The sequence below is a fragment of the Paenibacillus sp. FSL R7-277 genome (assembly GCF_000517965.1).
In the GTDB taxonomy this organism is placed as follows: Bacteria; Bacillota; Bacilli; order Paenibacillales; family Paenibacillaceae; genus Paenibacillus_AQ; species Paenibacillus_AQ silagei.
In genome coordinates this window covers 45,159-69,046 of the sequence record NZ_ASPX01000045.1, presented here as the reverse complement: position 1 = coordinate 69,046, position 23,888 = coordinate 45,159, and the positions used below count along the sequence as shown (strand labels likewise).

Here is a 23,888-nt window from a genome sequence, read left to right as displayed (position 1 = left end):
TCAAGATAATGAAATAGCAGGTTCGATGACACTTTTATCTTAGCATATCTTATAAAAAAGACACCCCTAAGGGGTGTCTTCATTAGCACTGTATCAATCCTCTACCCTTACGTGGTGCCTGCACGCCGGTCAGCAAGCGCCATCGCAGCGACGTATCCGGAGCTCCAGGCCCATTGCAGGTTATAGCCGCCGCAATCTCCGTCTACATCCATCACCTCACCGGCCAAATAGAGCCCAGGTACCAGCTTAGATTCCAGCGTTCCTTCAACTAGCTCCGTTGTATCGATGCCACCGGCTGTGGTTTGGGCGTTCGTGAAGCTATTGGTATCGGTGATTTTAAATTCCCAACGCTTCAATAGTTTATAGAATACTTTCTTGGTTTTCCAGGTTAGATCCTGACACAGCAGATGCAGCTGTTGATCAATCCCAGCCTCCTTCAGCAGCACGGGAATCAGCTTCTTGCTGACGATGCCCACAAAAGAATCGGCAACCGTCCGGTGTCCGAAGATTCCCCAGTGGATCTCCAGAAAATCAATTAACTCTTCCTCCGTGCGCTCCGGCATCAAATCAACCGAAAGGGTCACGGATTCTCCTATGCCGAGATTATATGCAGCCTTTCTGCTTAGCTGAAGTATAGGCGGGCCCGAGATACCATAGTCCGTAAAAAGAATCTCGCCAGACTCCGTGCGGATGACTTCATTGTTTACGATAACATGGGCCTCTCCCTCAAATTTGATACCCGACAGTTCCTTCAAATACGGATAATCCAGTTTCAATTGTACAATGCCTGGCACCGGGTGAATCATGGTGTGCCCCAGACGTTGGACAAGCGTATAACCGGAGCCGTCTGTTCCTGTTTTTGGAGCGGTAAGGCCGCCAGTACATAGAAAAAGATAGTCGCTGGTATACACAACCTGTTCCTCTGTCTCTGTCTGGCAGGTTATCGCGAACCGCGGATGTCCTGCCGAAACGGTCACATCCAACACTTTATGTTTATAATATACGGGAACATTCCGATCCTCCAGCGCAAGCTTAAACACACCCGGCACCGAAGCCGCCTGCAGCGACATCGGATACATCCGGCCATTCTCCAAGCTTGTAAAAGGAAGCCCGAGCGAGGAGAAAAATTCGATCGTCTGGCGGACACCGAATTGCCGCAGTACATGTATTGGGAATCCTGCCTGATTGCTGTGATACTTAATGGATAAAGCGGCTGCTTCATCCGTACCGGTGGCGGTGGATTGGTTCGTAATGTTGCAACGCCCGTTACCCGTCGTGATTATTTTCTTCCCGAGCCGGTCATTGCTTTCAATAATGGCTGTATCAATACCTTGATCCCTCGCTGTAACTGCAGCCATTAGACCTGCAGCACCCCCACCGATAATGAACAGCTCGTGGTGCCTAGAAGTCTGATCCTTATACATGTTAATTGATGCATCCCTTTTCCTAATAAATTTATTGAATGGACTTAGCTATCGCCATAGCGGCCACATATCCGGAACTCCAGGCCCATTGCAGGTTATAGCCGCCGAAATCTCCGTCCACATCCATCACTTCGCCGGCTAAATACAGCCCGGGCACCAGCTTAGATTCCAGCGTTCCCTCTATGAGTTCTGACGTATCAATGCCGCCGGCTGTCACTTGCGCATTCGTAAAGCCATTGGTATCCGTCACTTTAAATTCCCAGCGCTTCAAGAGCCGATAAAAGTTCTCTTTAGTTTTGGGCGGTAGATTCTGGCAAAGAAGCTGTGGCTGTTGATCTAAGCCCGTCTCCTTAAGCAGGACCGTAACAAGCTTCTTGTTGAAGATACCCACGAGGGAATCCGCCACGGTCCGGTGCCCAAAGGTCTCCCAGAGCTTTTCTAAAAAATCAATTAACTCTTCCTCTGTGCGGCCCGGCGTCAGATCCACCGATAATTTCACCTGTTCTCCTCTTGCCAGATGATAGGCAGCCTTCCTGCTTAGCTGGAGAATGGGCGGACCGGTAATCCCATAGTCTGTGAAGGCCATCTCGCCCTGTTCACTGCCGATGACTTTACCCTTTACAATGATATGAGCTTGTCCCTGAGATTTGATACTGGACAGTGCCCTCATATTCGGATATTGCAGCTTCAACTGCACGATGGCCGGAAAAGGCTCAATCAGGGTGTGCCCCAGACGTTCGGCAAGGGTATAACCCGGAGGTTCTTTGCCTGCATTCGGACCGGTGTTGCCACCCGTAGACAGAAGCAGATAGTCGCTAGTATACACAACCTCTTCCTCTGTCTCGGTTAGGCATTTTATCGTGAAGCGAGGATGATCTGCCGAAGCAGTAACATCCACCACTTTATTCTTAAGGTATACGGGAACATTCCGATCCTCTAGCGCCAGCTGGAAAATATCAAGTACCGCCGCTGCCTGCAGCGACATCGGATACATCAAGCCCCCCTTGAGCCTTGTAAGCGGAAGCCCAAGAAAGGAGAAAAAATCAATCGTCTGGCCGACGCCATATTGCTGCACTACCGCAAGCGGAAATTCGGGTTGATTACTGTGATACTTGCGCGATAAAGCGGCTGCTTCATCCGTATCTGTCACAGTGGATTCATTCGTAATGTTGCAGCGGCCATCGCCGGTCATTAAGATCTTCTTGCCAATCCGGTCGTTACTCTCCAGAATGGCAGTATCGATCCCCATATCACTCGCAGTAACAGCGGCCATTAGTCCGGCAGCACCTGCGCCGATAATAAAGAGCTTGTGGTGCATAGAAGTCTGATTCTCATACATGGTTGGTCAATGCATCCTTTATCCAATTTTCTCTAAGCACAAAAACACTTTATTAAATTATAGCATAAGTGTACTGGTTGTCATTGATCTCCTTATGATCATAGCCGTTTACATGCCCAAAAATACAAAACAACGATTCCCTATTAACAGGAGAATCGCTGCTTTGCTGTGTTCTAACGTATAACGATAAAAGGTTGGCTATACTTACTTAGCTTCCAGCATCCGCAGCAGAACCGTAACCGTCTCTGCCCGCGTTGCGGCATCTTTCGGGAAGAAGCTGTTGTTGCCTTTGCCTTGCATCAGTCCTGACTTCTTCATCTCGGCTGCTGCTCCAACCGCCCAGGCGGGGATGTCGCGGTCATCCGTGAATCCTGCTGAGCGGGCAACAGGAGCGAGATGCAACGCTCTAGCCAGCATAACGGCCATTTCCGCTCTGGTCATAGGCGCATCCGGGCGGAAGTTGCTGTTGTTATCGCCCTGAATGATTCCCAGGGCTACTGCCTGAGCTACGGCTGTCTTGGCCCACGAACCGATCCGGTCACTGTCCTTGAAGGACAACGCTGCTTCTGTGTTCTGAAGCTTCAGCGCCTTCGCCAGCATCACCGTGAATTCAGCACGGGTCACATTACGGTTAGGCTGGAACGAGCCATTCGGATAACCTATAATGATGCCCTGCTTAACAGCTTCAAGGATACTGGCTTCGGCCCAATGCCCGGCAATATCGGTGAGAGATGGGCCAGCCACCGGAGGAGTAACCGGGGCTTGCGGGCCCTCGTCCGGCTTAATCGGTGTTCCAACAATAACCGGCGGTACTGGTACTGACGGAGTCACTGGCGCTTCGCCTCCGGGATCGCCGCCGTTTCCGCCGCCCGAACGCTCATTGACCGATACGTTAATTCTTCCCGTAATGGACGGATAAGCGCTCAAGAATGCCGTAATCGTCACTTCTCCAGGTGTAGATGGTGCCGTAAAGACCGCGCTGAACCGGCCGTTTGCGTCCGTTACAGCATGAGCAGGCTCCAGGCTGCCCGAGGAAGCAGCGAGTTCAACCCCCAGGCCGGAAGCCGGAAGATTATCGCTACCCGAGACGGTCCCCGTGATGGATACATCATCCCCGGTATTCACGGCAGACGCTGCCGTCTGAAGTTCAATAAGAACAGGGACTGGCATGGCCTTGCTTACAGAAACGGTTACCGTATTTGTCACGGAAGGATTGTCAGTCAGTACAGCCGTAATGACTACATCTCCGGCTGCGGACGGTGCCGTATAGACCGTGCTGAACCGGCCGTTCTCATCCGTTACAGCAAGCGCAGGCTCGAAACTACCCGAGGCTGCCATGAGACTGACCGCAGCGCCCGCTAACGGAAGCTCTTCACCATCATAGACGGTTCCCGTAACGGACACTTTGCCTCCAGCGGATACGGAGGACGGCGAGGCCTCAAGTTCAATCCGGGCTGTTGTAGGCACAGCCTCTTTTTCTACAGACACGGTGATTGCCCCTGTCACGGATGGGCTTGCCGGCAGGATGGCTGAGATGGATACCTCTCCGGGAACGGACGGTGCGGTAAAGACCGTATTGAACCGGCCGTACACATCTGTAGTTACTTTTGCAGGCTCAAGGCTTCCATCGGCAGCTGTAAGTTCAACCTCCACACCGGGAACCGGAAGATTACCACCCTCATAGACGGCCCCCGTAACGGATACTTTGCCTCCAGGCACCACCGAAGATGGCGCTGCCGCAAGCTCAACCCGGGCGGGAACGCGGGCTTCAGTCTCTGGTCCGAACACTTTGAATTCCCAGAGCGAATATCCGTATTTGCTCGCTCTCTGAGTTCCATACATCCGGACGTATCTGGCATTCACCGGATCGATAGAGATCTCGTCGATATCCCCGTCCCCACTGGACGTACTGTATACCGTCTTCCAGTCCTCCATTGTATCGGAGACTTCAATCCGGTATTCCTTCCCATACGAGCTTTCCCAGTGCAGCATGACCTTAGCAATCGGCTGAATGGAGCCAAGATCGACATAAATCCACTGCGGATCGGCATAGTTGGACCCCCAGCGGGTTGTCAATGAGCCGTCTACAGCATTCCCCACTGATACATCAGCCGCTTTGGACGAACTTGCCACCGCAGTCTGGCCTTCCGCAAGGTTGGGGACAACCGCTTCATACACGTTAAACTCAGCAAGCGAGTAACCGTCTCCGGTCCCCTGCTGAACGCCCAGCATCCGGACGAACCTTGCGCTGGTCTTACCGAAGGCAATGTCATCGATGCCGCCATCCCCCATGGAGGTCGCATAAACGTCCTTCCAGGTGGCCGCATCATCGGATACTTGAATTTTATAGCTTCTGCCGTAAGCCTTCTCCCAATGCAGTCTAACCTTATTGATCATATATTGATCCTGCAGATCCACATAAATCCATTCATCGTCTGATGCATTCGAACTCCAACTGGAGGTTCTGTACAGATCCGTAGCACCCGACGCAAATTGCTTGCCCACGCTGGACGAAGCAACCGTACCTTTACTGTAAGCCAGATCATACCCTCTATCGTCGATAGAAGCTCCCTCGCTCAGCGTCGTACTCCTGCCGGTAAATGTATCTTTACCGAGTCTGTAAGTGGTTGTAGTCTGATCCCCGTTCCGGTTCAGCGTTACATTGACTGTAATTCCCGGCGTTTCGGGATTCGCCACCGAGATGCGGACAGGGTCCGCGGATTCATCTACAATTACCATCGACGGTTTATCTACGGTAACAGTCAGTCCTTCTCTTAGCGTCACCGTACCCGGCTGATAGAACAGCATTTCCGCAATACCAAGGGAACGGTGCCGGACCGCCTGCACTGATGGCGTATTCGCGAGAATACTTATCGGGCTTGCTTCCGCGTAGCTGCCAACCTCTTCAGGGCTTTTACCTGGCAATACGATATACTGATAGGAGGCATTGACCGGCTTCACGCCATGATCGAGCCACAGCGAGAACACCGGCTTAGTGATTGGCTCCGTTGAGCTGCCAGTGACCACATCGCTCCATTTCCCGGTCTTCGTCTCCTGCTTCACCTGGAAATTCGTCTTATCCGGGAACACATACCCGGTACTATCGTTATAGGCCCAGCGTCCGTTCATCTGCGATGTTCCGTCTGCCACTTTGCCATCTACCAGCACATCGCCAACAGCAAGACTCTGATTCAGCGTGGTATGGACTGGAGCAGCATTCGTTGAAGTGATGCCTGCGCCCAGCGCTACCATTTCATCATCGAAGAAAAAGTAGCCCTTTTTCCCGCTGGTACTCAGCTTGTTGAAATCAAACGCCGTGGCTCCGTACCGCTCATTGGTGACGCCGCCTACGAACGTCTTCGGGTTGTTGAAATTATTCTCCTTCGTGAATACGTTGGGAGCTGTAGTCCCCGGAACATGAGTCCAATCCATCAGCGGATACACGGTTCTGTACTCATCTCCGGTTCTCTGGATGGCCGTAGCGCCTTGCGGAGTCCAGTAGAGCAGATTGTATCCGTTTGGGTTTATAGTTCTAAATTCGCCGCCTTTGACCGTGCTGGACGACATCTTGACCGTGATTCCGTAATCCTTCCGCATATGAGAGGAGACCAGGGTCTGCCATTGCGTCATATTGTTCGCGTCCAGTCCATTGCCCGTGACCGTTCCAATACCCCGGATATTATCGAGGAAGACAGCGAACTCATCCGCCCGCTTCGGATTGGCCGCCTGCATCCACTCCAGCGGATCTTCATAGAAGGTCAGCGCAGAGCTCTCATAATCCGGCCACTCCGGCCCATTCATCCCCATCCCCAGATCGGCAACATCGCCTCTCACCAGATATCTGGTTCCATCCAGCACATAGGAGGACAAAGAGTCAATGGCCGCCTGGCTGTAGGCGAAGCTTGTGCCCGAGACCACATAGGCCCAGAAGGACATATCTCTGGCGAAGCTTCTGCCGTAGCCCGTGGTATAATTCGTCTTCCCATGCATGAAAAAGGACATGTCGGACTGAATTCCCGTCAGCGTCACCGTCACAGCCGAGAGCACGTTAAACGCCTCTACGGCGCTACGGACATTCTGGGCATCCTCAAGCAATAAGCCGCGAATCATATAATTCTGGTTGTACCAGGAGGAGTTGGCGCCATCGACCGTATTCGGGCTGCTGTCCAACGTACCGACAATGTTGGCGGCCTGCTCCGCAGTCAGGTAGCCTTCACATAACAGTGCGATTTTGCTAAGCCGCAGCTGCTTGCCGATGCCGGTCTCCCACCAGTTGGTGGAGGTCGGCTTGACCGTAAACCAGTGATCCAGCGCCTTCTGAATACCGGCTAACATAGTTTCATCGTGATAGTAAGGCCCCTTCGGGTCTGCGAATGCCTGAGCCATCGATTGCATCCGGTCCAGCGCCAGGTATGGGGACCAGGCTCTGCCGTTGGCGCTGGAGGTGGTATTGGCATAATCTACATCGCTCCAGCTTCCATTCGCTTTTTGACTCGATAAGTAGGTTCCGGCCTGTGATTTAAAAGTCCATTCCACCCGGCCGTTAGTTCCGTCGTTAATAATATCTTTGGAGATATAGAACTCAACCACCCGCTGCTTCATCAGCCTCATTTCCGCCAGCTCCTGCGACGAGCTATCCGCCGCCGATACAGGATATTGGTACCCAAGGGTCGAGATCATCAAACCAACCATCACGAGACATATCCATCTCTTGATCCTGCTTTGCACGTTACCAGTCATGTACACGCTCCTTTGTCTATCTAGCAGATTTTTGTTAGCGCTTTCTATACTAGTGATTAAGGAAGGCAGCTCACACTGCCTCCCTACCCTTACACAAGAGTATCTAATATATCCTGAAGCGGGATGTCCGCTACAGCCATCACTTCATCTGCCGCGCCGTAATACATACGGACAGTCTGGTCCAGCAGCAGCGCGCCGCAGGAGAACACGACCTTGCCGAAGAATCCGTTCACCTCATAGGAAGCTTCCGGCTCCAGCACGGGGACACGCGATCTCGCAATGACCCGGGACGGGTCCTCCAGATCCAGCAGCACCGCCCCCATACAATAGCGGTGGCTGCTGTCCGCGCCATGATACAGCGCCAGCCAGCCCTGCGGTGTGCGGATCGGAACCGCTCCGCCGCCCATGCGGGCCGAGTCCCAGCCCTGCTCGCCGAGTCCCATCAGGAAGCGGTGGTTCCCCCAGTGGTCGAGATCGGGCGATTCCGCAATCCACATCTCGGGCGCGCCGAATGACTTCGGCACTGGGCGATGCAGAGCGTAGTATTTGCCGCCAATTTTCTCGGGGAAAATCATAACATCCTTATTCTCGGGAGGCAGCATCATCCCGCGCCGCTTGAAAATCCGGAAGTCGCGGGTCTCCGCCAGCCCGACACCGACACCGCGCGCAGAGGCAGCGCTATAAGTGATGTAATAGGTGTCCCCAATCTGGGTCACACGCGGATCTTCAATCCCCCATGCTTCCAAAGGATGCTCCGGGAACAGGGCCGGCTGCGGCTCAACCTCGAAATGAACGCCATCTTGGCTTCGCGCTACCCGGAGATGGGATAACGAGGTGAGCATCACCGTCTGCCCGTCCTTGGCGACGAAGCGCGAGTCGGAGAAATCATAAGCCGGATCGTTCTTGTCGTATCGTTCTACCTGCACCTCCGTCCCTGCTTCATTCAACCGGGGAACAAGCACCTCGTCCGCCCGGTCCGGTATTGGCGCTTCAGCAACGCGCAGCAAGAGGATCGTCTCCTCCTGTAGCTGCGCCACGCCTGCATTGAACGCACCCAGTACCTGGAAATCGGGACGGGAGGGGACAACATCCACGGCTTCAATCAGCGGATTGTGCGCGCTGCGTGTTATTTTCATTGGAGTGACCTCTTTCTGTGTTTGAAGTACGGTTATTTCCCGGAAGTAACGGCATCAATCTGGGCCTGGATTTCATCGATTACTTTTTGCCCGCCGAGACTTGCCATCTTATCCTCCATCGTTTTCTTTCCTTCTGCCGCAGGGATCAGGCCTTGGCTTAGCGGCAGGAAGATCGAATCGTGTAGCGGCGTGATTTTGGCATATTCCGTCTTTACCTTCTCGGCGTTGAAGTTGAAGCCTGCGATTGGACTAAGCGTAAAATTGGACGTCTTGGTCGAGAAGTCGAACCACTTCTTGTCATCTTGCATCATGGTGTCAGGTGTACGATTCAGCGTCGGCCGCCAGGTCAGCACATAACCAGGGAAGGTATAGCCGGACAGCGCCTTATAGCTCGAATCGCCGACAGGCTCCCAGTCCTTTCCTTGAATGCCGTATTCCATCAGATCATGGTTTTCCTTAATCGACAGCCAGTTCACTACATCCATAGTGACATCGGAATGCTTGGAGGTCGTCGGGATACACAGGAAGTTCCATTGCTGATAAGCCGTATAAGGCTTAGCCTGCTCCCCGTTCGGAATGAAAATCTCCAGCTTGTCGCTGCCGTCCTTCAGCATTTCCGAATATTTCAGCCCTTCGACCCCATCGGCTGCATAGTAGGTCGCCGCATATTTACCTTGCTTGAACAGCGTCTCGGCATTTTGCTCCTGGGCAATATTTTTGGAGATAATTCCATCCTTATAGTATTTGGTAACGCGATCATAAGCATCGGCAATTGTCGGGCTCTCCCATTGGCCAATGACCTTCTTATCCTTGATCGAATACGAGAACATGTTGACCCCAATCTCCAGTACTTCATCCTGCGCCAGATTCGCAGAGTTACTCAGGATGAATGGCAGCTTATCGGCCTTAATTCCGTTAATGACAAAAGGCTTGATGTCTTTCTCATTTTCCTTGACCGCGTACAGGAATTTCTCCAGATCGTCGAGGGTTTTCAGCTCAGGAAGCCCGTATTTCTCGCGTAAATCCTTACGGATCAGTACGCCATACAGCTGGCCTTGGGTGGTGCCGAGCGGAATCCCCATAATTTTGCCGCCGAATTTGTTATACTCCCACATTTCCTCCGGAATGGACGCCTTCAGCTCAGGCCGTGCAGCCACTGCCGCATCCAGCTCCGTCAACGATTTACTCTCGATCATCTGGTTCATGGACAGCCAAGGGGCATCCAGATACATATCGAACTCTTCTCCGGCAGACATCTTCACGGATACCGCATTCCCGTAGTCGGTCCAAGGCATGAAGTTGATATTCAGCGCGGCTCCGATATTATCTTTTTTCAGCTTGTCGTTGACTGCCTGCAGCACAGCATCGAACCCCGCAGGTTTATCTCCCGGGAAATAGGCCTTCAGCGTCACTACTTCTTTGGCAGCAGGCGCTGCCCCCTCTGAACTGGACGGGGAATTCGTAGAATTCGCCGTATTGCCTTCATTCTTCGCATTTCCTCCGCAGCCTGCCAGCACCAGTGACGACACCAATACCGCTGTTGTTGCCGTGCCGAACCATTTTTTTAACCTCATCTCATTACCCTCCTGTATCTATGGACAATCTGAATGGCTTACCCTTTGACAGCACCAACCGTTAGACCTTTGACAAAATATTTCTGAAGCATCGGATACAGCAGCACAATCGGGCCGATGGTCAGCACCGTCGTCGCCATCCGCACCCCGTACGTCGGTGGGGTCACTGCAATCGCAGCACCGGAAGGAATCAGATTCCTGGCCGCTTCCATATTGGAGACCATCCGGCGCAGAATTAATTGCAGCGGGAATAACTTCTCATTATCGATGAACATGAGTCCCATGAACCAGTCATTCCAGAAGCTCAGCGCATAAAAGAGGCCGACAGAAGCCAGAATCGGCTTGGAGATCGGAATCATAATCTGGAAGAACACTCTCATCTCATTCGCTCCGTCGATTCTGGCGGCTTCCTCCAGCTCCTCAGGTATGGTGCGGAAGAAGCTGACGAGCAGGAAGACGAGGAATGGCTGGCATAACATCGTCAGTATGAGCACCCAGATCGTATTCTGCAAATGCAGCCACTGGCTGACTACAATATAGAACGGAATGATCCCTCCCGAGAAGAGCATCGGCAAGTAGCAAAAAAACAGAAAGGGCGTTTGCAGAACATTCCGTTTATTCGCCAGTGAATAGCCGAGCATGGCGGAAATGCACAGGGCGCTTAAGGCCCCGACAACCGTGATGAACAGGGTAACGCCATAGCCATTGAACAGTACATCCGATTGCAGAACCGCCTTATAAGCGGCCAGCGATAATTTTTGCGGGAATAAGGTATAGCCGTGTGCTATCAGCTCCTCCTCATCCGTAAAGGAACCGGCAATCATCAGCAGAAAAGGGAACAGACAAAATAAAGTAAACAGCAAAATGAACGTATGGGCGAATGCCGTAAAGGTGCGGTCCGCTGCGCTATGTTTCTGTATCATAGTACCTCTCCTAGAATAAAGCAGATTCTTTGGATACCCTGCGGGTTACCCAGTTGGCAGCAATGACGAAAATCAGACCCATAATGGACTGGAACAGGCCCACTGCCGAAGACATGCCAAAATCGTGCAGCTGCCGCATGGAGCGGAAGACAAAGGTATCAATGACGTCGGTAGTCGGATACAGCATCGAGTTGTCTCCAATGATGGCATAGATCATCGCAAAGTCCCCGTTGAAAATTTTGCCCACGGCCAGCAGCGTCATGATCATAATCGTCGGAACCAGCAGCGGCAGCGTAATGCGCGTCACAATCTGCAGTTTAGAAGCCCCGTCGATGCGGGCTGCCTCATATAGATCCTCCGATATGCCTGTAATGGCGGCCAGGAAAATAATCGAGAGATAACCGGCCCCTTGCCACACCCGGATCACCGTCAGAATATAAGGCCACAGACTCGACTCAAACATCCAGTTGACCGGCTCCATGCCGATATTTTGCAGCCAGACATTAATCATGGGCTCTTCCCCGCCGAATAAGGATTGGACAATCATCCCGATCACAATCCATGACATGAAATAAGGCAGGAAAATAAGCGATTGCGATATCCGTTTGAAATACTTATTGCGGATCTCATTGAACATGAGCGCAATCAGAACGGCCGCCGCTGTCGTGAACACAATAAACAGCACGTTGAGTAGCAGTGTGTTCCGCAGAATTGTCCAGAAGTCATCTGATGTAAAAAAGTAATCGAAATTTTTAAACCCTACCCAGTCACTCCCCGTGATCCCCTTGGCAAAATCATAGTCTTTGAAGGCAATCATAATCCCGTATATAGGAAAATAACTGAACACGAGGAAAAACAACAGCCCCGGTACAGCCATCACATACAGAAAAGGATTCTGCGTGATATGCCTCCATTTTGAACGTTTACCTGCGTTAAGCGGATAGTTCATTTGTACATCCCCCCTTCCTCAAGACCGGTCATCGCCCCAAGAGCGTCCGTTATCTATGCGCTCACCTTATCAAGCCCTTGCGTCCTGAGCAATTCCGAGAAACGCTAATCCTTCCCGCAAGTACAGATTTACCGCCTTCCCAAAAACAACACTCTTCCGAAAACAAACGATTCGGCAGACGAAAATATCCGGTGTGCTATAATAAATCTACTTATAATGAGCCGGACAGTTATGATTACGGAGGTTCCAGAGCCATGAAATTCAGACAACCGTTCTTCGCCTCGCTGAAGCGGCACCCTACCTACATGAAGCTTATTTTTTACTTTGTCAGTGCGAACGTTCTGGTCTTAGGCATCTCCTTCGTACTGCTCTATGGGCAATCTTCCAAGACACTGCTGGAGGAAATCGGCGATCATTCGGAATCCCTCCTCGTGAACGGGGCCCGGAATACGTCACGGCTGATGGAATGGGCGCTTGATTTCAGCTTCTCCTCCAGTAACGACAGCACGCTTAAGGTGTATGCCCTTTCGGACCATTACAGCGATTTCGAGACCTATGAGGTATGGAGCCAATTGACGGACATTAAGAACGCCAACCCCTCCATTGATTCGGTCTACCTCATTAACGGTTATACGAATACGGTCATTGACTCCAGACTTGGGTTAAATGATACCGCCGCTTTTTACGATCAGGATATTATTAAGCGCTTACGTGACCCGGAAACAGCGAACCACAGCGTGCTCATTCCGCGAACCTTGTCTCTCCCTCTTACCGGGAACACCCCCAAAGAAGTGATGACCATTGTCAGATTTTATGAAAAAGGCAGCTCTATCTCCGCGTTCGTCATGAATGTGGATACCCATAATCTCATGACTCTGCTGCAGAATAATTCAAACTTCGCCAGCCGGTCGATCACCGTGCTGAATGACCGGGACGAGACGATTTTTAGCAGCACGCCAATGAATCCGCAGCAGATTGCCGAGCTCAGAAGCCACGGAATGAAGGGAGCCAGCGGCTGGAAGCTATTTCAGCCACGGGATCAGGGGGAGAAGCTAGTGGTCTATGCCGACTCCTCCGTTAAGGGTATCCAGGATTGGACCTTCATTGAGATGATCCCGAAGTCCGCCATTCTGAATAAAATCACGGTCCTGCGCGACACCAGTCTGATCCTGTTCCTCGTCTTGTTCGCGGCCTCCCTGGCGGTGATTATTCTAATCTCCAAACGGGTGTACTCGCCCATTCAGGAGCTGATCAGCCGGGTCATGCGGCAGCATCAGGCGGAGAAGCCCGGCCTTGAGGCGAACGCCAATGAACTCGAATACTTATCGAGCGTTTTTACCTCGCAGCATAATCAGATTCACGAGCTTACCGAGCAATGGCGGCATAATAAATTTCTGGGCAGAGAGCGGTTCTTAAGGGATTTCCTCGGGGAGACGTACCATTCGGCAACGGAAATCCGCGCTCAATTCGTAGAATGGGGGATTGATCTGCCAAGCGATGAGTTGTCCGTAGCCATCTTCCGGATCGACCACTTCGCGGAATTCTCGGGAGTGTACCCGGAGAAGGACCGGCGCCTGCTCCGGTTCGCTATGTCCAATATCATTCAGGAGTCGCTGCAATCGTCCAGGCACAAGCTGCAGACGGTAGATATGGGGGACGACCACGTGGCTGTAGTCTTATCGGCTCCCTTGTCAGAGGAATTCGCGAAGGAGCTGCAAGTGGCAGGGCAGTTAATCCAGCAGTATTTGTCCGTAGGAACTACCATTGCCTGGGGCCGGACGTTGCCTGGCTTAACCGACATGCATGAGGTGTATCTGGAGACGTATGATCTGACACAGGAGCGATTCCGGTTCGGACACCGGTCGCTCATTGTGAAGGAATGGCTGCCCGCTGCACCCGGGGAATTATATCATTTGCCTGTGAGCCAGGAGCGGCAGATCGCCCAGGCCATACTCAAGGGGGACGCCGCCGTCATTCTGGAGGTCTTACGCTCAGCGGTTGTGAAGCTGCGGGAACTGCCTTATTTCGAATGTAAAATGTCTCTGATTACCTTGTTCATGGACATCCGCCGGCTCATCCAGGAGCATTCCTCCCAGCCGCTGCCCAGCTCGTGGGGACTGACGTCCATCGAGAAACAGATCATTCGGCAGGAAACAATGGATAACGTCATGCCGTGGATGGAGGCCTTGATTACCCGAACACTCGAAGACATTGCGGCCGCCCGCAGCCAATCCAAGAATATCGCCCTGATCGGACAGGTGGACCAGTTCATCGAGAGTCATCTCACCGACCCGAATCTGTCTGCCACCATGCTGGCGGATCACCTGGGCTTGTCGGTCAATTATTTCCGCAGTCTGTACAAAGCAGAGACCACCCAGTCCATCACCGACAAAATATCCGAGAAGCGGCTGACGTTCATCTGCCAGGAGCTCATTGCCTCCGACTCGCCGATCGAGCCCATCGTGCAGCATTTCGGCTTCTCGTCCCTGAACACCTTCTATTCCAGCTTCAAAAAGGTGTACGGCATGACCCCGGCCCAGTACCGCAAGAAGTACCGGGCGGGGGATGGCGGGGGGAAGGTGTGAGGCAAGTGAAACCTATACATTCTTATATTTGCGCGCAAAGAAGCGATAAGGATTAGGTCCTTATCGCTTGTGTTGGTATTCCAGCAGGTTGCCGCTCTTATTCTCCCTTATAGGCCTTACGCAGCTCCGTAAGCTCGAACTTCTTCATCTGCAGAAAAGCCTTCGTCACACGCGCCAGCTGCTCCGGCGTGCCCTTCTTCATCATCTCATTCATCTCCGCAGGAATAATCTGCCAGGAGATACCGAAGGCATCCTTCAGCCAGCCGCATTGCTCGGCTTCAGGAACTGCAGACAGCTTGTCCCAGTAGTAGTCAATCTCTTCCTGAGAATCGCAGGATACCATGAAGGAGACCGCTTCATTGAAGCTGAACTGATGATTATGCGCACTGTCCATGACCGTGAACCACAGATTCTCCAGCATGAAGTCTGCGAACATAATCGTTCCTTCCTGATCCGGCGCAGAGCCTGCGGGGTAGCGGGTAAGAAGTCCTTGACGCGAATCCTTAAATACGGATAAGTAGAAGGACATCGCCTCCTCCGCCTTCCCGCATTTATCCCCCACGAACAACAAGGAAGGAATAATCGCAGGCCGCTCCTCCCCTGCCGGATTCGTTAGAATCAGCTGCCAGGACACCCCATACTTGTCCTGAATCCAGCCGTACCGCTCACTGAACGGATACTTGCCAAGCGGCATCAATGCGGTGCCGCCTTCCGCTAACTTATCCCACACCTCATCTAATCTCTCTGCTGCATCCTGGTCGCGGGAGGGATCGAAATTAACAAAGAAGGAGACGGCCGGATTCAGCTTGAAATAAGGACCTCCGCTGATCGCCATGAACGCCTGCCCCCAGACCTCAAAAGAGACCTGACCCGCATCGCCGGAGGGCGTATCATGAATCGTGTTCACACTCGTAACCTTGGACTCCGGAAACACAGTAGCGTAAAAGCGGGCGGCTTCTGCCGCCTCCTTGTCATACCATAGATGCGGAACAATTCTCTGTCTGATGCTGGCCACAACGATTCCTCCTCAGCTTCTGTCCGTTCCGATCCAGGGACAGGGGCTTTAATTTGCTTTATTATACACTACAGGGAGGCTTCTTCATTCTTTATATTGGAAAACAATGTAGGGCCTCCGCCCTAGCTCGCACAGTCTAATCCTCTGTCTCCTCTTCTTCCTCCATGTGCCCTAAATAGTGATAATAGAATTCGACCATGGCATCTCCAAAGCTCCAGCCAATGCCCTGACTACGTTCCGCCAACCTTCTGCTACGGTCGACGAATTTTTCCTCCAAATCATTCTTCATAATGTATTCCAACGCTTGTCTATAAATACTGGACACCGTCAGATAGAACCGCTCATCGATGTCTCCGTAAGCCCGGGTGAAGTCCACCCCACACTCCACTGTGAACACCATAATTTCAGCAATCTGCTCCTTGTTGGCGGATACCTTACTGAAGTCCTTAATCGCCTTCTTAATAACAGGGTAGCGCAGAACCTCTCCTCTGTCGCCAAATTGCTATTTTGCAGAGAGGCTGCAGGCTTTTGCCAAGAACATTATTGTACTGAAAGGCCGGATGGGCAAAAAACAGCGCGTGGCGCTCCGCACTCAAATCGCCACAATTCCCGACGATCAGGAGCGGGTCGTTATCGCTACCGGCAAGCTGATTGGTGAGGGCTTCGATGACACCAGACTGGACACACTGTTCCTGGTTCATCCCATTTCCTGGTCAGGCACCTTACAGCAATATGCCGGCCGCTTGCACCGGAGTCATGTCAACAAAGAAGAAGTAAGAATTTATGATTATATCGATCTCCAGGTCCCTATGCTTATGGGGATGTTTAAGAAAAGGGTGAAGGGTTACCGGAAGATGGGGTATCGGGGGGCGGAGTTGTAGAATAGGAGAGAAAAAGCCAGCCCACACAATCAGGCTGGCTTTACTCTTATCTGAAAACTGTACTATTGCAGTGGGCTTAATGCCTTTACTTCCTGTACTGAGAGACCCGCTGCTTTTGCAATAGTTTCAACCTCTAACCCCATCGCCAGTAATTTCCCGGCAATTTCCTCGGCTTTCTTACGCTCCCCCTCCGCTCTAGCCCCCTCAATACGCGTCTCTCATCGCTCAGGGCTTTCATACGAGCTTGATACTCCATTCTGGCTACGGTATCTTGACTCAAGAATTCCAACGTATCCATTGCTTTCTTTAACATTGGTTCATTCATCGCCAACACCTCCCAGTTTGATTTGTCCACACCTTTTAGGAACAGCAGCCAATTGACCAGCCCGCCTTCCTCAAGCGACACCGAATGTTCATCTAGTTTCGTCAACTCAATGACATGGATCTCAATATCCTCCAACAAAGAAATTCCGGTATGATCTTCCCGTAGGTGAAAAACGCTATGGTAGCGGTCATTTTTGAGGCAAGAGTAGTTCAAAATATTGATGGTTACACATTTCTTCAGTGTATTATAGTTACTGCCCTTAGGAATCTGATGGTAATACATCTCACTCCAATAGAATAACGTCCGCTTCTCCATAACAATACATCCTTGTTATGTTCACTTCCAAAGATACGTTTGAAGATTAAATCCACGCGAGGGTCGAGTAAATCCTGCATCAGCATCAACTCCATTCCCCCATATTATATCATGCCAAATAATGCGAAGTAATTACCCTTTCTTTTAAATTAACAATATCCTGGCCCGTCGGGTTCTGGAAAACGCGAAGTCCAAACAGAGGGATAATCGCAAAAATGTGATCAAAGATATCCGACTGGACGGACTCATACACACCCCAGGTAGTCTCATTGCTGAACGCATAAATTTCTAAAGGCAGTCCGCTGTCTCCTGGTGCTAACTGCCTGACAATGAGCGTCATATCCTTATGAATTTTGGGATGATTACGCAGATATTCTTGGACATATTCCCGGAATACCCCGATATTCGTTAGCTGTCTTCCATTCACTTTGCTCTCCATATTGATATGATGTTCCGTATTATAGGCGTTAATTTCATCTAATCTTGTCAGGACATAATCGCTAAGATAGTGAACCTTTTGGAACTCCTCAATCATTTCTTTGGTACAAAAACATATGCTGCTTGTATCAATACACACACTTCGTTTAATTCTTCTGCCCCCGGAGGCTTCCATCCCCCGCCAATTTTTAAAAGAGTCTGAGATCAGGGCATAGCTCGGAAGCATGGTAATGGTTTTATCGAAATTCATCACCTTTACCGTATTCAGCGTAATATCAATTACATTGCCGTCGGCATTATATTTAGGCATTTCAATCCAGTCACCTACACGAACCATGTCGTTAGAAGATAATTGAATACCTGCCACGAGGCCCAATATCGAATCTTTGAACACTAGCATCAGAACAGCGGATAAAGCGCCCAGTCCACTAAGCAGAATCAGCGGATTCTGACCCATGAGGTTAGAAATCACCACAATCGCACCAATAATATACAGTATAATCTTTGCAACCTGAATGTAGCCTCTGATCGGCCTCATCTTGGACACTTCATACGTACGATAAATAGCATCGATGGCATCAAGCAGGGCATTAAACACCGTGATCGTTACAATAATCATATAAGCTAAGGCGAACTTTACAATGAAAGACTGATACAGCGGAAAAATAGGCGCCGCGTAATAAATGATAAAGGCCGGAGCGAGATGCGACAGCTTGTGAAATACTTTTTTCTCCAAAAAGATATTATCCCACGTATACCGGTTGTTATGAATGATATGGATGATGATCTTCAGTACGATTTTTTTGGCAACAAGATTAGCCACTATAGAGAGTAAAGCAATACATAAAACCATAATGATGTTCGAGAGATACACAACCATCTGCTCGCTCATTCCATATCCTGCTAGGTGCTCTTGTATAAAATTCATCATTTCCTCCTGACTGGGTGCATAGTAGCCTACAATTATAGAGGATAAATAGGTGTTATGCAAAAATAAAAATACTTGCAACGCTCAATTTAGTACTGTATAGTTCTACTCATGACAAAGGCAAAAATCATGAACCAAAAACGTGTGCTTGAAGTCGCGGCAGCCTTATTTTTAGAAAAGGGATTTGCTTATACCAGCATGGATGAATTAGTACGTGTAAGCAAAGTGTCCAAATCTAATGTATATTATCACTTCGCGGATAAGGAAGAATTGTTAGCAGGGGTCGTTGATTATTGGATTGAAACGTATGAGCGGGCAATGGATCAAATCCTTTCTCAGAACCAGTTATCCGTTGAAGATCGTGTCCAGATGTTTTTAAAGCATTTAACGGAGGGAGTTCAGGCAAGAGACTATAAGGGGAGCTGTCCGTTTATTACACTTTATATTCAAACTCCGGCACAAGCTACGCACATCAAGGAAAAAATAGGTCTCTTTTTCACAGGATTACAAATGAAAATCTCTCTATTACTACAACAAGGAGCAGAAAAAGGCGAGTTTAGAGAAACGATTCATATAGACGAGGTAGCAGCACTTTTTATAACGAATCTTGAAGGAGCGCTGTTTCTTGCAGAGACATTGAAGGATGCAACGGTGATCACGAGAACAGCCAGCCACTTTTTCAACTTGCTTCGATAAGAAGCATTTTTTTTACACAAAATTAGTACCAATCAGTACTAAAAAGGAGAGCGGATGATGTGAGAACAATATTTTTAACAGGTGGAACAGGTTTTATTGGGAGGCAACTCGTGGAGGAGCTTCTTAAAGAGGATGTTACGATTTTTCTTTTAGTAAGATCGAAAAGTAAAGCAACACGCGTTTTTCAGGAAAAAGGGTTTTTCAACGAGACAGCCATGCACTTTATTGAAGGTGATTTGACGAACCCAGATTTAGGTCTAAGTGATGAAGATAAGAAGAAGGTACTGAGCACGGATGTTATTATTCACGCAGGCGGACAAATGGATATTCAAGCGACAACGCAAGAGGCAACCTCTGTATTTTTAAACGGTGCTAAGCATATCAGTGAATTCGCTAAACGTATCCATCAATTGAAGGGTCTGCAGCAATTTATTCATGTCGTTGGATATATGAGCCCTTTTGATGATGATAATAGCAAGGTGGAAATTGATGTGTTCCAAGAAGGGCACGACTATTTGAAAATTAAAAATCCGTATGAAAGAACAAAATTCCTAGCAGATCTGTATATTCGCCAGCAGGCATCCGCAATAGGTTATCCGCTGTCTGTGATTAATCCGCCAACTGTAGTCGGCAGCAGTACAACAGGAAGTACGGAGCAGGTAGCAGGCTTAGGCTTGCTTGTGGAGAGTATGCGCAGAGTGCTGATGCCAGTTATACCTGGAGGCAAGGGGTATAAATTACCACTGATTGCAAACGATGCGCTGGCGAAGTTTATTGTTCAGGTTGTTAAGCTGGAGCCGTCGTCTATTCGAACCTATACCCTTGTTCCAGACAAACCGCTTGATCCGGATATAGATGAGTTATTAGGCGTGATGTCAGAAAGTATGAATATGGCCGCACCTAAGATTTCTGTCCCCCTTCGCTTCATGAAGGCACTTATGAACAGCGGGCTCAGTAAAATCACACGAATTCCATCGGATGGACTGAACTTTATTACAAATCGAACGTTTTCAAATGATCTGCCGAAAAAAGTCATGGGAGCCGATTGGTTTACTAAGACGAGTGTCATGAATTTTTTCCCGGCCGTAGTAGCAGATTTGGATTATCGCTTGATGTACCCAAATAACCAGCATAATCATGTATTTGAACGAACCTTAATCGGAAACACTGTGATTCATCAAATACAAGGAGAGGGTAGGCCATTTATTTTATTCCACGGTTTGTTGAGTGATGGGGAGGATTTATTTCCCTTAGGAGTGGAGCTTCATGAAAAAACGGGTCAACCTGTATGGATTCCGGATCTTCCAGGTTTAGGACGTTCCCCTTTTAAGCATGAGAAGAACCTTATAGATCTCTATTTGAATGTAGTGAAGGAGTTATCAGGAAAAGCTGCTCAGGGCGCACATTGGATTGGCCATTCCTTCGGAGCGGTTATTCTGCTGGAAGCGTTAGCGCGAGAGTACTTGGATACGAAGAATACTATTACTTTACTTCAGCCACCTGTTACGAAGAAAAATCACAAATCGTTTAATGCTCCTCCATTGTTGAACAAATGGGCATTAAAGTTAGCAACGGCTAGTTCATTGGAACGTTATTTAATTGGCAATGGTCTGTTTGAAAATATAGAGGGCATTCCGAAATATTATATTGCCAAAGTACGCAGCAGCTTTACTTCGCCTAGAATTTTAAATACAACTCTTCAGCTCAATCGTTTCCTGTCGAAAAACTATCGGGGTGATTTCACCAAAGTACCGAGTGCTAATCTTCATATTATTTGGGGCGATCAAGATCGGCGCTATTCTACTCCAGTACAGCTTGGAAAGATTGACGTTGTTCCCTATGGTCATCATTTTCCTCTTAGCCATCCGACGGAGACGGCTTCTTATGTACTAGGAAATTAATACATCCACAGTAATGAAAAAAGACACCTGATAAGGTGTCTTCTGCTTTACTCCGTTAGCGGAACAGTTTATAAATCGAGAATCGGAACCGGTCCGTCCATCCAGTTCAGCTGGCTATCCATCATGAACTGAACCGTCCAATGATGCTCTGCCTGATACCAGTTATTAAATTCCACAATACTCTCGTACAGATTCTCGACGGCTTCCGGCGTTCGTTCTTCCAGTACCCGATGGATGTCCGCCAACAAATTCTCCGGCTTCTTTTCTACCCCTTCCAGAACCTTTAAGAACCACTTATAAGAAGGGAACAGCGTTTCGTTGTGTACCAAAATCAGCCTACCTGCGAAAAAGGCATAGTGGGTCAAACAGTAGTCGATTAATAAACGATTGTTGCGTTTCAGTCCTTCGTAATAATACCATTTCCAGGTTTCGAATTGTGCATAGAACTTCTGCATATTCTCTGCCTTGTTCTCCAGCGGATATCGGGGTGCGTCTTGGACCAACTCTTCCAACCCCTCGATATTGGAATAGGTGACGAACGCATCCTGGAATGCGAACTTAGCAGGCTCGCTGCCGGATTCGGCCACTTGCTTGATGTAGGAAGCAGATACAACCTTCCCGTCCACGTAACCGCCTTCATAAGAACAGGATTCCGTTTCGAAATACCCAAGATTATGGATGGAACAAGCATTCTTGTAATCCTCTTCAGAAAGGACGATCATAATGTCGATATCAGAGGTTTCACCAGCAAAACCATGCGCCACGGAACCTCCGATGATGATCCCTTGTACGTCGGGTCTGGCTTTAAGCTTGTTGGTGATGGCATCAATGGCAGCTTGATGATGGGGATACATAATACATCCACTCCAATTAAATTAATATAAACATAAATTAGTAAGCCAATACATTAATCATAAGGTAATAATATTCCACTTTTGAAATTCCCGCAATCCCCCGAATAAATCAATCATCACCCCTAATAAAGGAAGGCATCGTTAGTAACAAAAAAAGGGAGCACCCTCACATTGGATGCTCCCACATTTTTTACTTCCTCAAAGCATTGATCTCCTGCTCTGTTAATCCAGTGGCCTTTGCAATCGTCGTTATGTCCAGATTCAAGTCAAGCATATTCTTCGCTACTTCCTTTATACCTGCCAATTTAGCACTTCCCAGCATAGATGCTTCATCATGAAGATACTTCTGTCTAGCCTCATAAAGCCGTCTAGCATCAGAATCCTGACTCAAATATTGCAGAGTATCCATTGCCTTTTCCAATCCTGGCTCATTCATCTTCAGCACCTCCCATTGTGATGTATCAGCACCTTTTAAAAACAACAGCCAATTAATTAGTCCGCCTTCAGATGGGACGCTGCGTTCATCCAACTTCGGCAACTCCAAGAAATGAACCTCAATGTCGTCAATTAAAGATATTCCTGTCCGGTCTTCCCGCAAATGAAATACGTTTCGCTATCAGCTACATTCGTTATTATTATAGCAATTTTCAAGTGAACTGAGTCTTAAAGGGAAACGAAAAAGACACCCTTCAAGGTGTCTTCTGCTTTACTCCATATGGAGCCGAGGGGAGTCGAACCCCTGTCCGAAGATAACGGCACATAAGCTTCTACGAGTGTAGTTACAGTTTTGATGTCACCCTAGAAGCCCCCCGTAACCGGGTCCCCTTCGGGTCAGCCTGATTATCTTCTTCAGCTCACCCCAGGCGGAGATGAGACAGCGTATTCCACTATTTGTTAGCCCCTAGCCCTGTCACATGGACGATGCAGAGTAGAAGCACGCACACAGTTTCTTAGGCTGCGAAAGCGTAGTTGTTTTGTTGTTTGCCGTTTAATAGGCTTTAGCGTTGATGAAGCGGACGCGTCCCCACTACTCGCTACTCATGCTCGAACTATCCCCGTCGAATCCAAGAACGGCCCCTCATTAGAAAGGGCGCTTCGGATGAACGGATCAATCACAAGCACAAATGCTGATCCGGTACACAGCGATCTGATTTACGATGGCTGTTCAGAAGCAAAAAATCTACTTACCCAGTATAGCACATTTATCAACACTTTAACACGTGGGTTAAAGGAATTGAAGGTTGAATCTGGAACCACTTCGACGCAGGTGCAGTAGTCCGTCTATCTGGCGACCTTCTGCTTGTCACGCAGTACACGCTGGATATCACGCTGTGCGTCACGCTTCGCGGCGGAATCCCGTTTGTCGTATTCCTTCTTACCTTTACCCAGACCAATCAGCAGCTTGGCATAGCCATTACGCACATAAATCTTAAGCGGCACAATGGTGAAGCCATCCCGTTTGGACGAGCCCAGCAGCTTGTGTATCTGCTCCTTATGCATAAGCAGCTTACGTGTGCGCGTAGGATCGGTAGGATTGGCGCGGTTTCCCTGTTCAAAAGGACTAATATGCATGTTGTGGATATGAATCTCGCCATTGCGGATCGTAGCGAACGCATCCCCTATGTTGGCGCGGCCATTACGCAGCGATTTGATCTCTGTTCCTGTAAGAACCAAACCAGCTTCGTAGGTGTCCTCAATAAAATAGTCATGGGAAGCTTTTTTGTTCTGGGCGAGCACTTTCCCGTCTGCTTTTTTACCCATGAGCGTCACTCCTTGAATCGAATTCCCGGCAATCCTTCACGGACACCAGGTCTATATTGTATCAAAAGCGGAGCTGCCAACGCAAGGAAGGATCGCTCTATGCC

General features: G+C 49.5%; 16 protein-coding genes, 1 other RNA gene and 2 pseudogenes. 4 read left to right on the top strand and 15 right to left on the bottom strand.

The window, feature by feature from the left end; all coding sequences use genetic code 11:
• Positions 1-107: 107 nt before the first annotated feature.
• From C173_RS15835 to C173_RS15805, 7 genes are all read right to left on the bottom strand, one after another.
• Positions 108-1,424, bottom strand: a complete 1,317-nt coding sequence (locus C173_RS15835; RefSeq protein WP_036726295.1) for an NAD(P)/FAD-dependent oxidoreductase — start codon at positions 1,422-1,424, stop codon at positions 108-110.
• 31 nt (positions 1,425-1,455) lie between these two features.
• Positions 1,456-2,763, bottom strand: coding sequence for an aminoacetone oxidase family FAD-binding enzyme (locus tag C173_RS15830; protein WP_051478085.1), 1,308 nt, complete (start codon positions 2,761-2,763; stop codon positions 1,456-1,458).
• A 204-nt stretch (positions 2,764-2,967) separates the two neighbouring features.
• The gene (locus C173_RS32890) at positions 2,968-7,503 is read right to left on the bottom strand and encodes a polysaccharide lyase family 8 super-sandwich domain-containing protein (protein WP_081751194.1); all 4,536 of its coding nucleotides are present in this window, start codon (positions 7,501-7,503) and stop codon (positions 2,968-2,970) included.
• Positions 7,504-7,592: 89 nt separating this feature from the next.
• The gene (locus C173_RS15820) at positions 7,593-8,639 is read right to left on the bottom strand and encodes a glycoside hydrolase family 130 protein (RefSeq protein ID WP_036726293.1); all 1,047 of its coding nucleotides are present in this window, start codon (positions 8,637-8,639) and stop codon (positions 7,593-7,595) included.
• A gap of 32 nt (positions 8,640-8,671) precedes the next feature.
• Positions 8,672-10,213 carry a DUF3502 domain-containing protein gene (locus tag C173_RS15815; RefSeq protein ID WP_036726291.1) on the bottom strand — a complete coding sequence of 514 codons (1,542 nt, stop codon included), beginning with the start codon at positions 10,211-10,213 and terminating at the stop codon, positions 8,672-8,674.
• Positions 10,214-10,251: 38 nt separating this feature from the next.
• Positions 10,252-11,136 (bottom strand): carbohydrate ABC transporter permease, encoded by an 885-nt coding sequence (locus tag C173_RS15810; protein ID WP_036726289.1) that lies wholly within the window; start codon positions 11,134-11,136, stop codon positions 10,252-10,254.
• Between the two features lie 10 nt (positions 11,137-11,146).
• On the bottom strand, positions 11,147-12,085 hold the full coding sequence (locus C173_RS15805) for an ABC transporter permease (RefSeq protein ID WP_036726287.1): 939 nt from the start codon (positions 12,083-12,085) through the stop codon (positions 11,147-11,149).
• 254 nt (positions 12,086-12,339) lie between these two features.
• Between C173_RS15805 and C173_RS15800 the strand changes: the two genes are divergently transcribed.
• The gene (locus tag C173_RS15800) at positions 12,340-14,670 is read left to right on the top strand and encodes a helix-turn-helix domain-containing protein (RefSeq protein WP_036726286.1); all 2,331 of its coding nucleotides are present in this window, start codon (positions 12,340-12,342) and stop codon (positions 14,668-14,670) included.
• A gap of 97 nt (positions 14,671-14,767) precedes the next feature.
• Here the strand turns inward: C173_RS15800 and C173_RS15795 are convergent, their stop codons facing one another.
• Both C173_RS15795 and C173_RS15790 read right to left on the bottom strand, forming a co-directional pair.
• On the bottom strand, positions 14,768-15,685 hold the full coding sequence (locus C173_RS15795; protein WP_036726285.1) for a VOC family protein: 918 nt from the start codon (positions 15,683-15,685) through the stop codon (positions 14,768-14,770).
• A 136-nt stretch (positions 15,686-15,821) separates the two neighbouring features.
• The gene (locus tag C173_RS15790) at positions 15,822-16,163 is read right to left on the bottom strand and encodes a DUF6155 family protein (RefSeq protein ID WP_268748451.1); all 342 of its coding nucleotides are present in this window, start codon (positions 16,161-16,163) and stop codon (positions 15,822-15,824) included.
• An 82-nt stretch (positions 16,164-16,245) separates the two neighbouring features.
• Here C173_RS15790 and C173_RS15785 point away from each other — a divergent pair, with 82 nt between their 5' ends.
• Positions 16,246-16,566: a helicase gene (locus C173_RS15785; RefSeq protein WP_235191907.1), complete on the top strand. Its 321-nt coding sequence runs from the start codon at positions 16,246-16,248 to the stop codon at positions 16,564-16,566.
• Positions 16,567-16,628: 62 nt separating this feature from the next.
• Here the strand turns inward: C173_RS15785 and C173_RS15780 are convergent.
• Together C173_RS15780 and C173_RS15775 are read right to left on the bottom strand one after the other, a co-directional pair.
• Positions 16,629-17,286 (bottom strand): annotated as a pseudogene (locus tag C173_RS15780) (Rpn family recombination-promoting nuclease/putative transposase).
• Between the two features lie 29 nt (positions 17,287-17,315).
• Entirely contained in the window at positions 17,316-18,572 is a 1,257-nt protein-coding gene (locus C173_RS15775; protein WP_036726282.1) for a mechanosensitive ion channel family protein, read from the bottom strand.
• Between the two features lie 129 nt (positions 18,573-18,701).
• Between C173_RS15775 and C173_RS15770 the strand changes: the two genes are divergently transcribed.
• Entirely contained in the window at positions 18,702-19,268 is a 567-nt protein-coding gene (locus tag C173_RS15770) for a TetR/AcrR family transcriptional regulator (protein ID WP_036726280.1), read from the top strand.
• Positions 19,269-19,327: 59 nt separating this feature from the next.
• Positions 19,328-21,169: an alpha/beta fold hydrolase gene (locus tag C173_RS15765; RefSeq protein WP_036726278.1), complete on the top strand. Its 1,842-nt coding sequence runs from the start codon at positions 19,328-19,330 to the stop codon at positions 21,167-21,169.
• 68 nt (positions 21,170-21,237) lie between these two features.
• Here the strand turns inward: C173_RS15765 and C173_RS15760 are convergent, their stop codons facing one another.
• From C173_RS15760 to smpB, 4 genes and pseudogenes are all read right to left on the bottom strand, one after another.
• Positions 21,238-22,023: a nucleotidyltransferase domain-containing protein gene (locus tag C173_RS15760; protein ID WP_036726276.1), complete on the bottom strand. Its 786-nt coding sequence runs from the start codon at positions 22,021-22,023 to the stop codon at positions 21,238-21,240.
• A 190-nt stretch (positions 22,024-22,213) separates the two neighbouring features.
• Positions 22,214-22,633 (bottom strand): annotated as a pseudogene (locus C173_RS33695) (Rpn family recombination-promoting nuclease/putative transposase); the annotation flags it as partial.
• 103 nt (positions 22,634-22,736) lie between these two features.
• Positions 22,737-23,101: a transfer-messenger RNA gene (gene ssrA / locus C173_RS33375) on the bottom strand.
• 203 nt (positions 23,102-23,304) lie between these two features.
• Entirely contained in the window at positions 23,305-23,784 is a 480-nt protein-coding gene (gene smpB, locus C173_RS15750; RefSeq protein ID WP_036690100.1) for an SsrA-binding protein SmpB, read from the bottom strand.
• Positions 23,785-23,888 lie beyond the last annotated feature (104 nt).

Excerpts from the sequence above, each read along its gene's own strand:
- C173_RS15835 (WP_036726295.1), bottom strand. The coding sequence starts at position 1,424 with ATGTATAAGGATCAGACTTCTAGGCACCACGAGCTGTTCATTATCGGT.
- C173_RS15830 (WP_051478085.1), bottom strand. The coding sequence starts at position 2,763 with ATGTATGAGAATCAGACTTCTATGCACCACAAGCTCTTTATTATCGGC.
- C173_RS32890 (WP_081751194.1), bottom strand. The coding sequence starts at position 7,503 with ATGACTGGTAACGTGCAAAGCAGGATCAAGAGATGGATATGTCTCGTG.
- C173_RS15820 (WP_036726293.1), bottom strand. The coding sequence starts at position 8,639 with ATGAAAATAACACGCAGCGCGCACAATCCGCTGATTGAAGCCGTGGAT.
- C173_RS15815 (WP_036726291.1), bottom strand. The coding sequence starts at position 10,213 with ATGAGGTTAAAAAAATGGTTCGGCACGGCAACAACAGCGGTATTGGTG.
- C173_RS15810 (WP_036726289.1), bottom strand. The coding sequence starts at position 11,136 with ATGATACAGAAACATAGCGCAGCGGACCGCACCTTTACGGCATTCGCC.
- C173_RS15805 (WP_036726287.1), bottom strand. The coding sequence starts at position 12,085 with ATGAACTATCCGCTTAACGCAGGTAAACGTTCAAAATGGAGGCATATC.
- C173_RS15800 (WP_036726286.1), top strand. The coding sequence starts at position 12,340 with ATGAAATTCAGACAACCGTTCTTCGCCTCGCTGAAGCGGCACCCTACC.
- C173_RS15785 (WP_235191907.1), top strand. The coding sequence starts at position 16,246 with ATGGGCAAAAAACAGCGCGTGGCGCTCCGCACTCAAATCGCCACAATT.
- C173_RS15775 (WP_036726282.1), bottom strand. The coding sequence starts at position 18,572 with ATGAATTTTATACAAGAGCACCTAGCAGGATATGGAATGAGCGAGCAG.
- C173_RS15770 (WP_036726280.1), top strand. The coding sequence starts at position 18,702 with ATGAACCAAAAACGTGTGCTTGAAGTCGCGGCAGCCTTATTTTTAGAA.
- C173_RS15760 (WP_036726276.1), bottom strand. The coding sequence starts at position 22,023 with ATGTATCCCCATCATCAAGCTGCCATTGATGCCATCACCAACAAGCTT.
- smpB (WP_036690100.1), bottom strand. The coding sequence starts at position 23,784 with ATGGGTAAAAAAGCAGACGGGAAAGTGCTCGCCCAGAACAAAAAAGCT.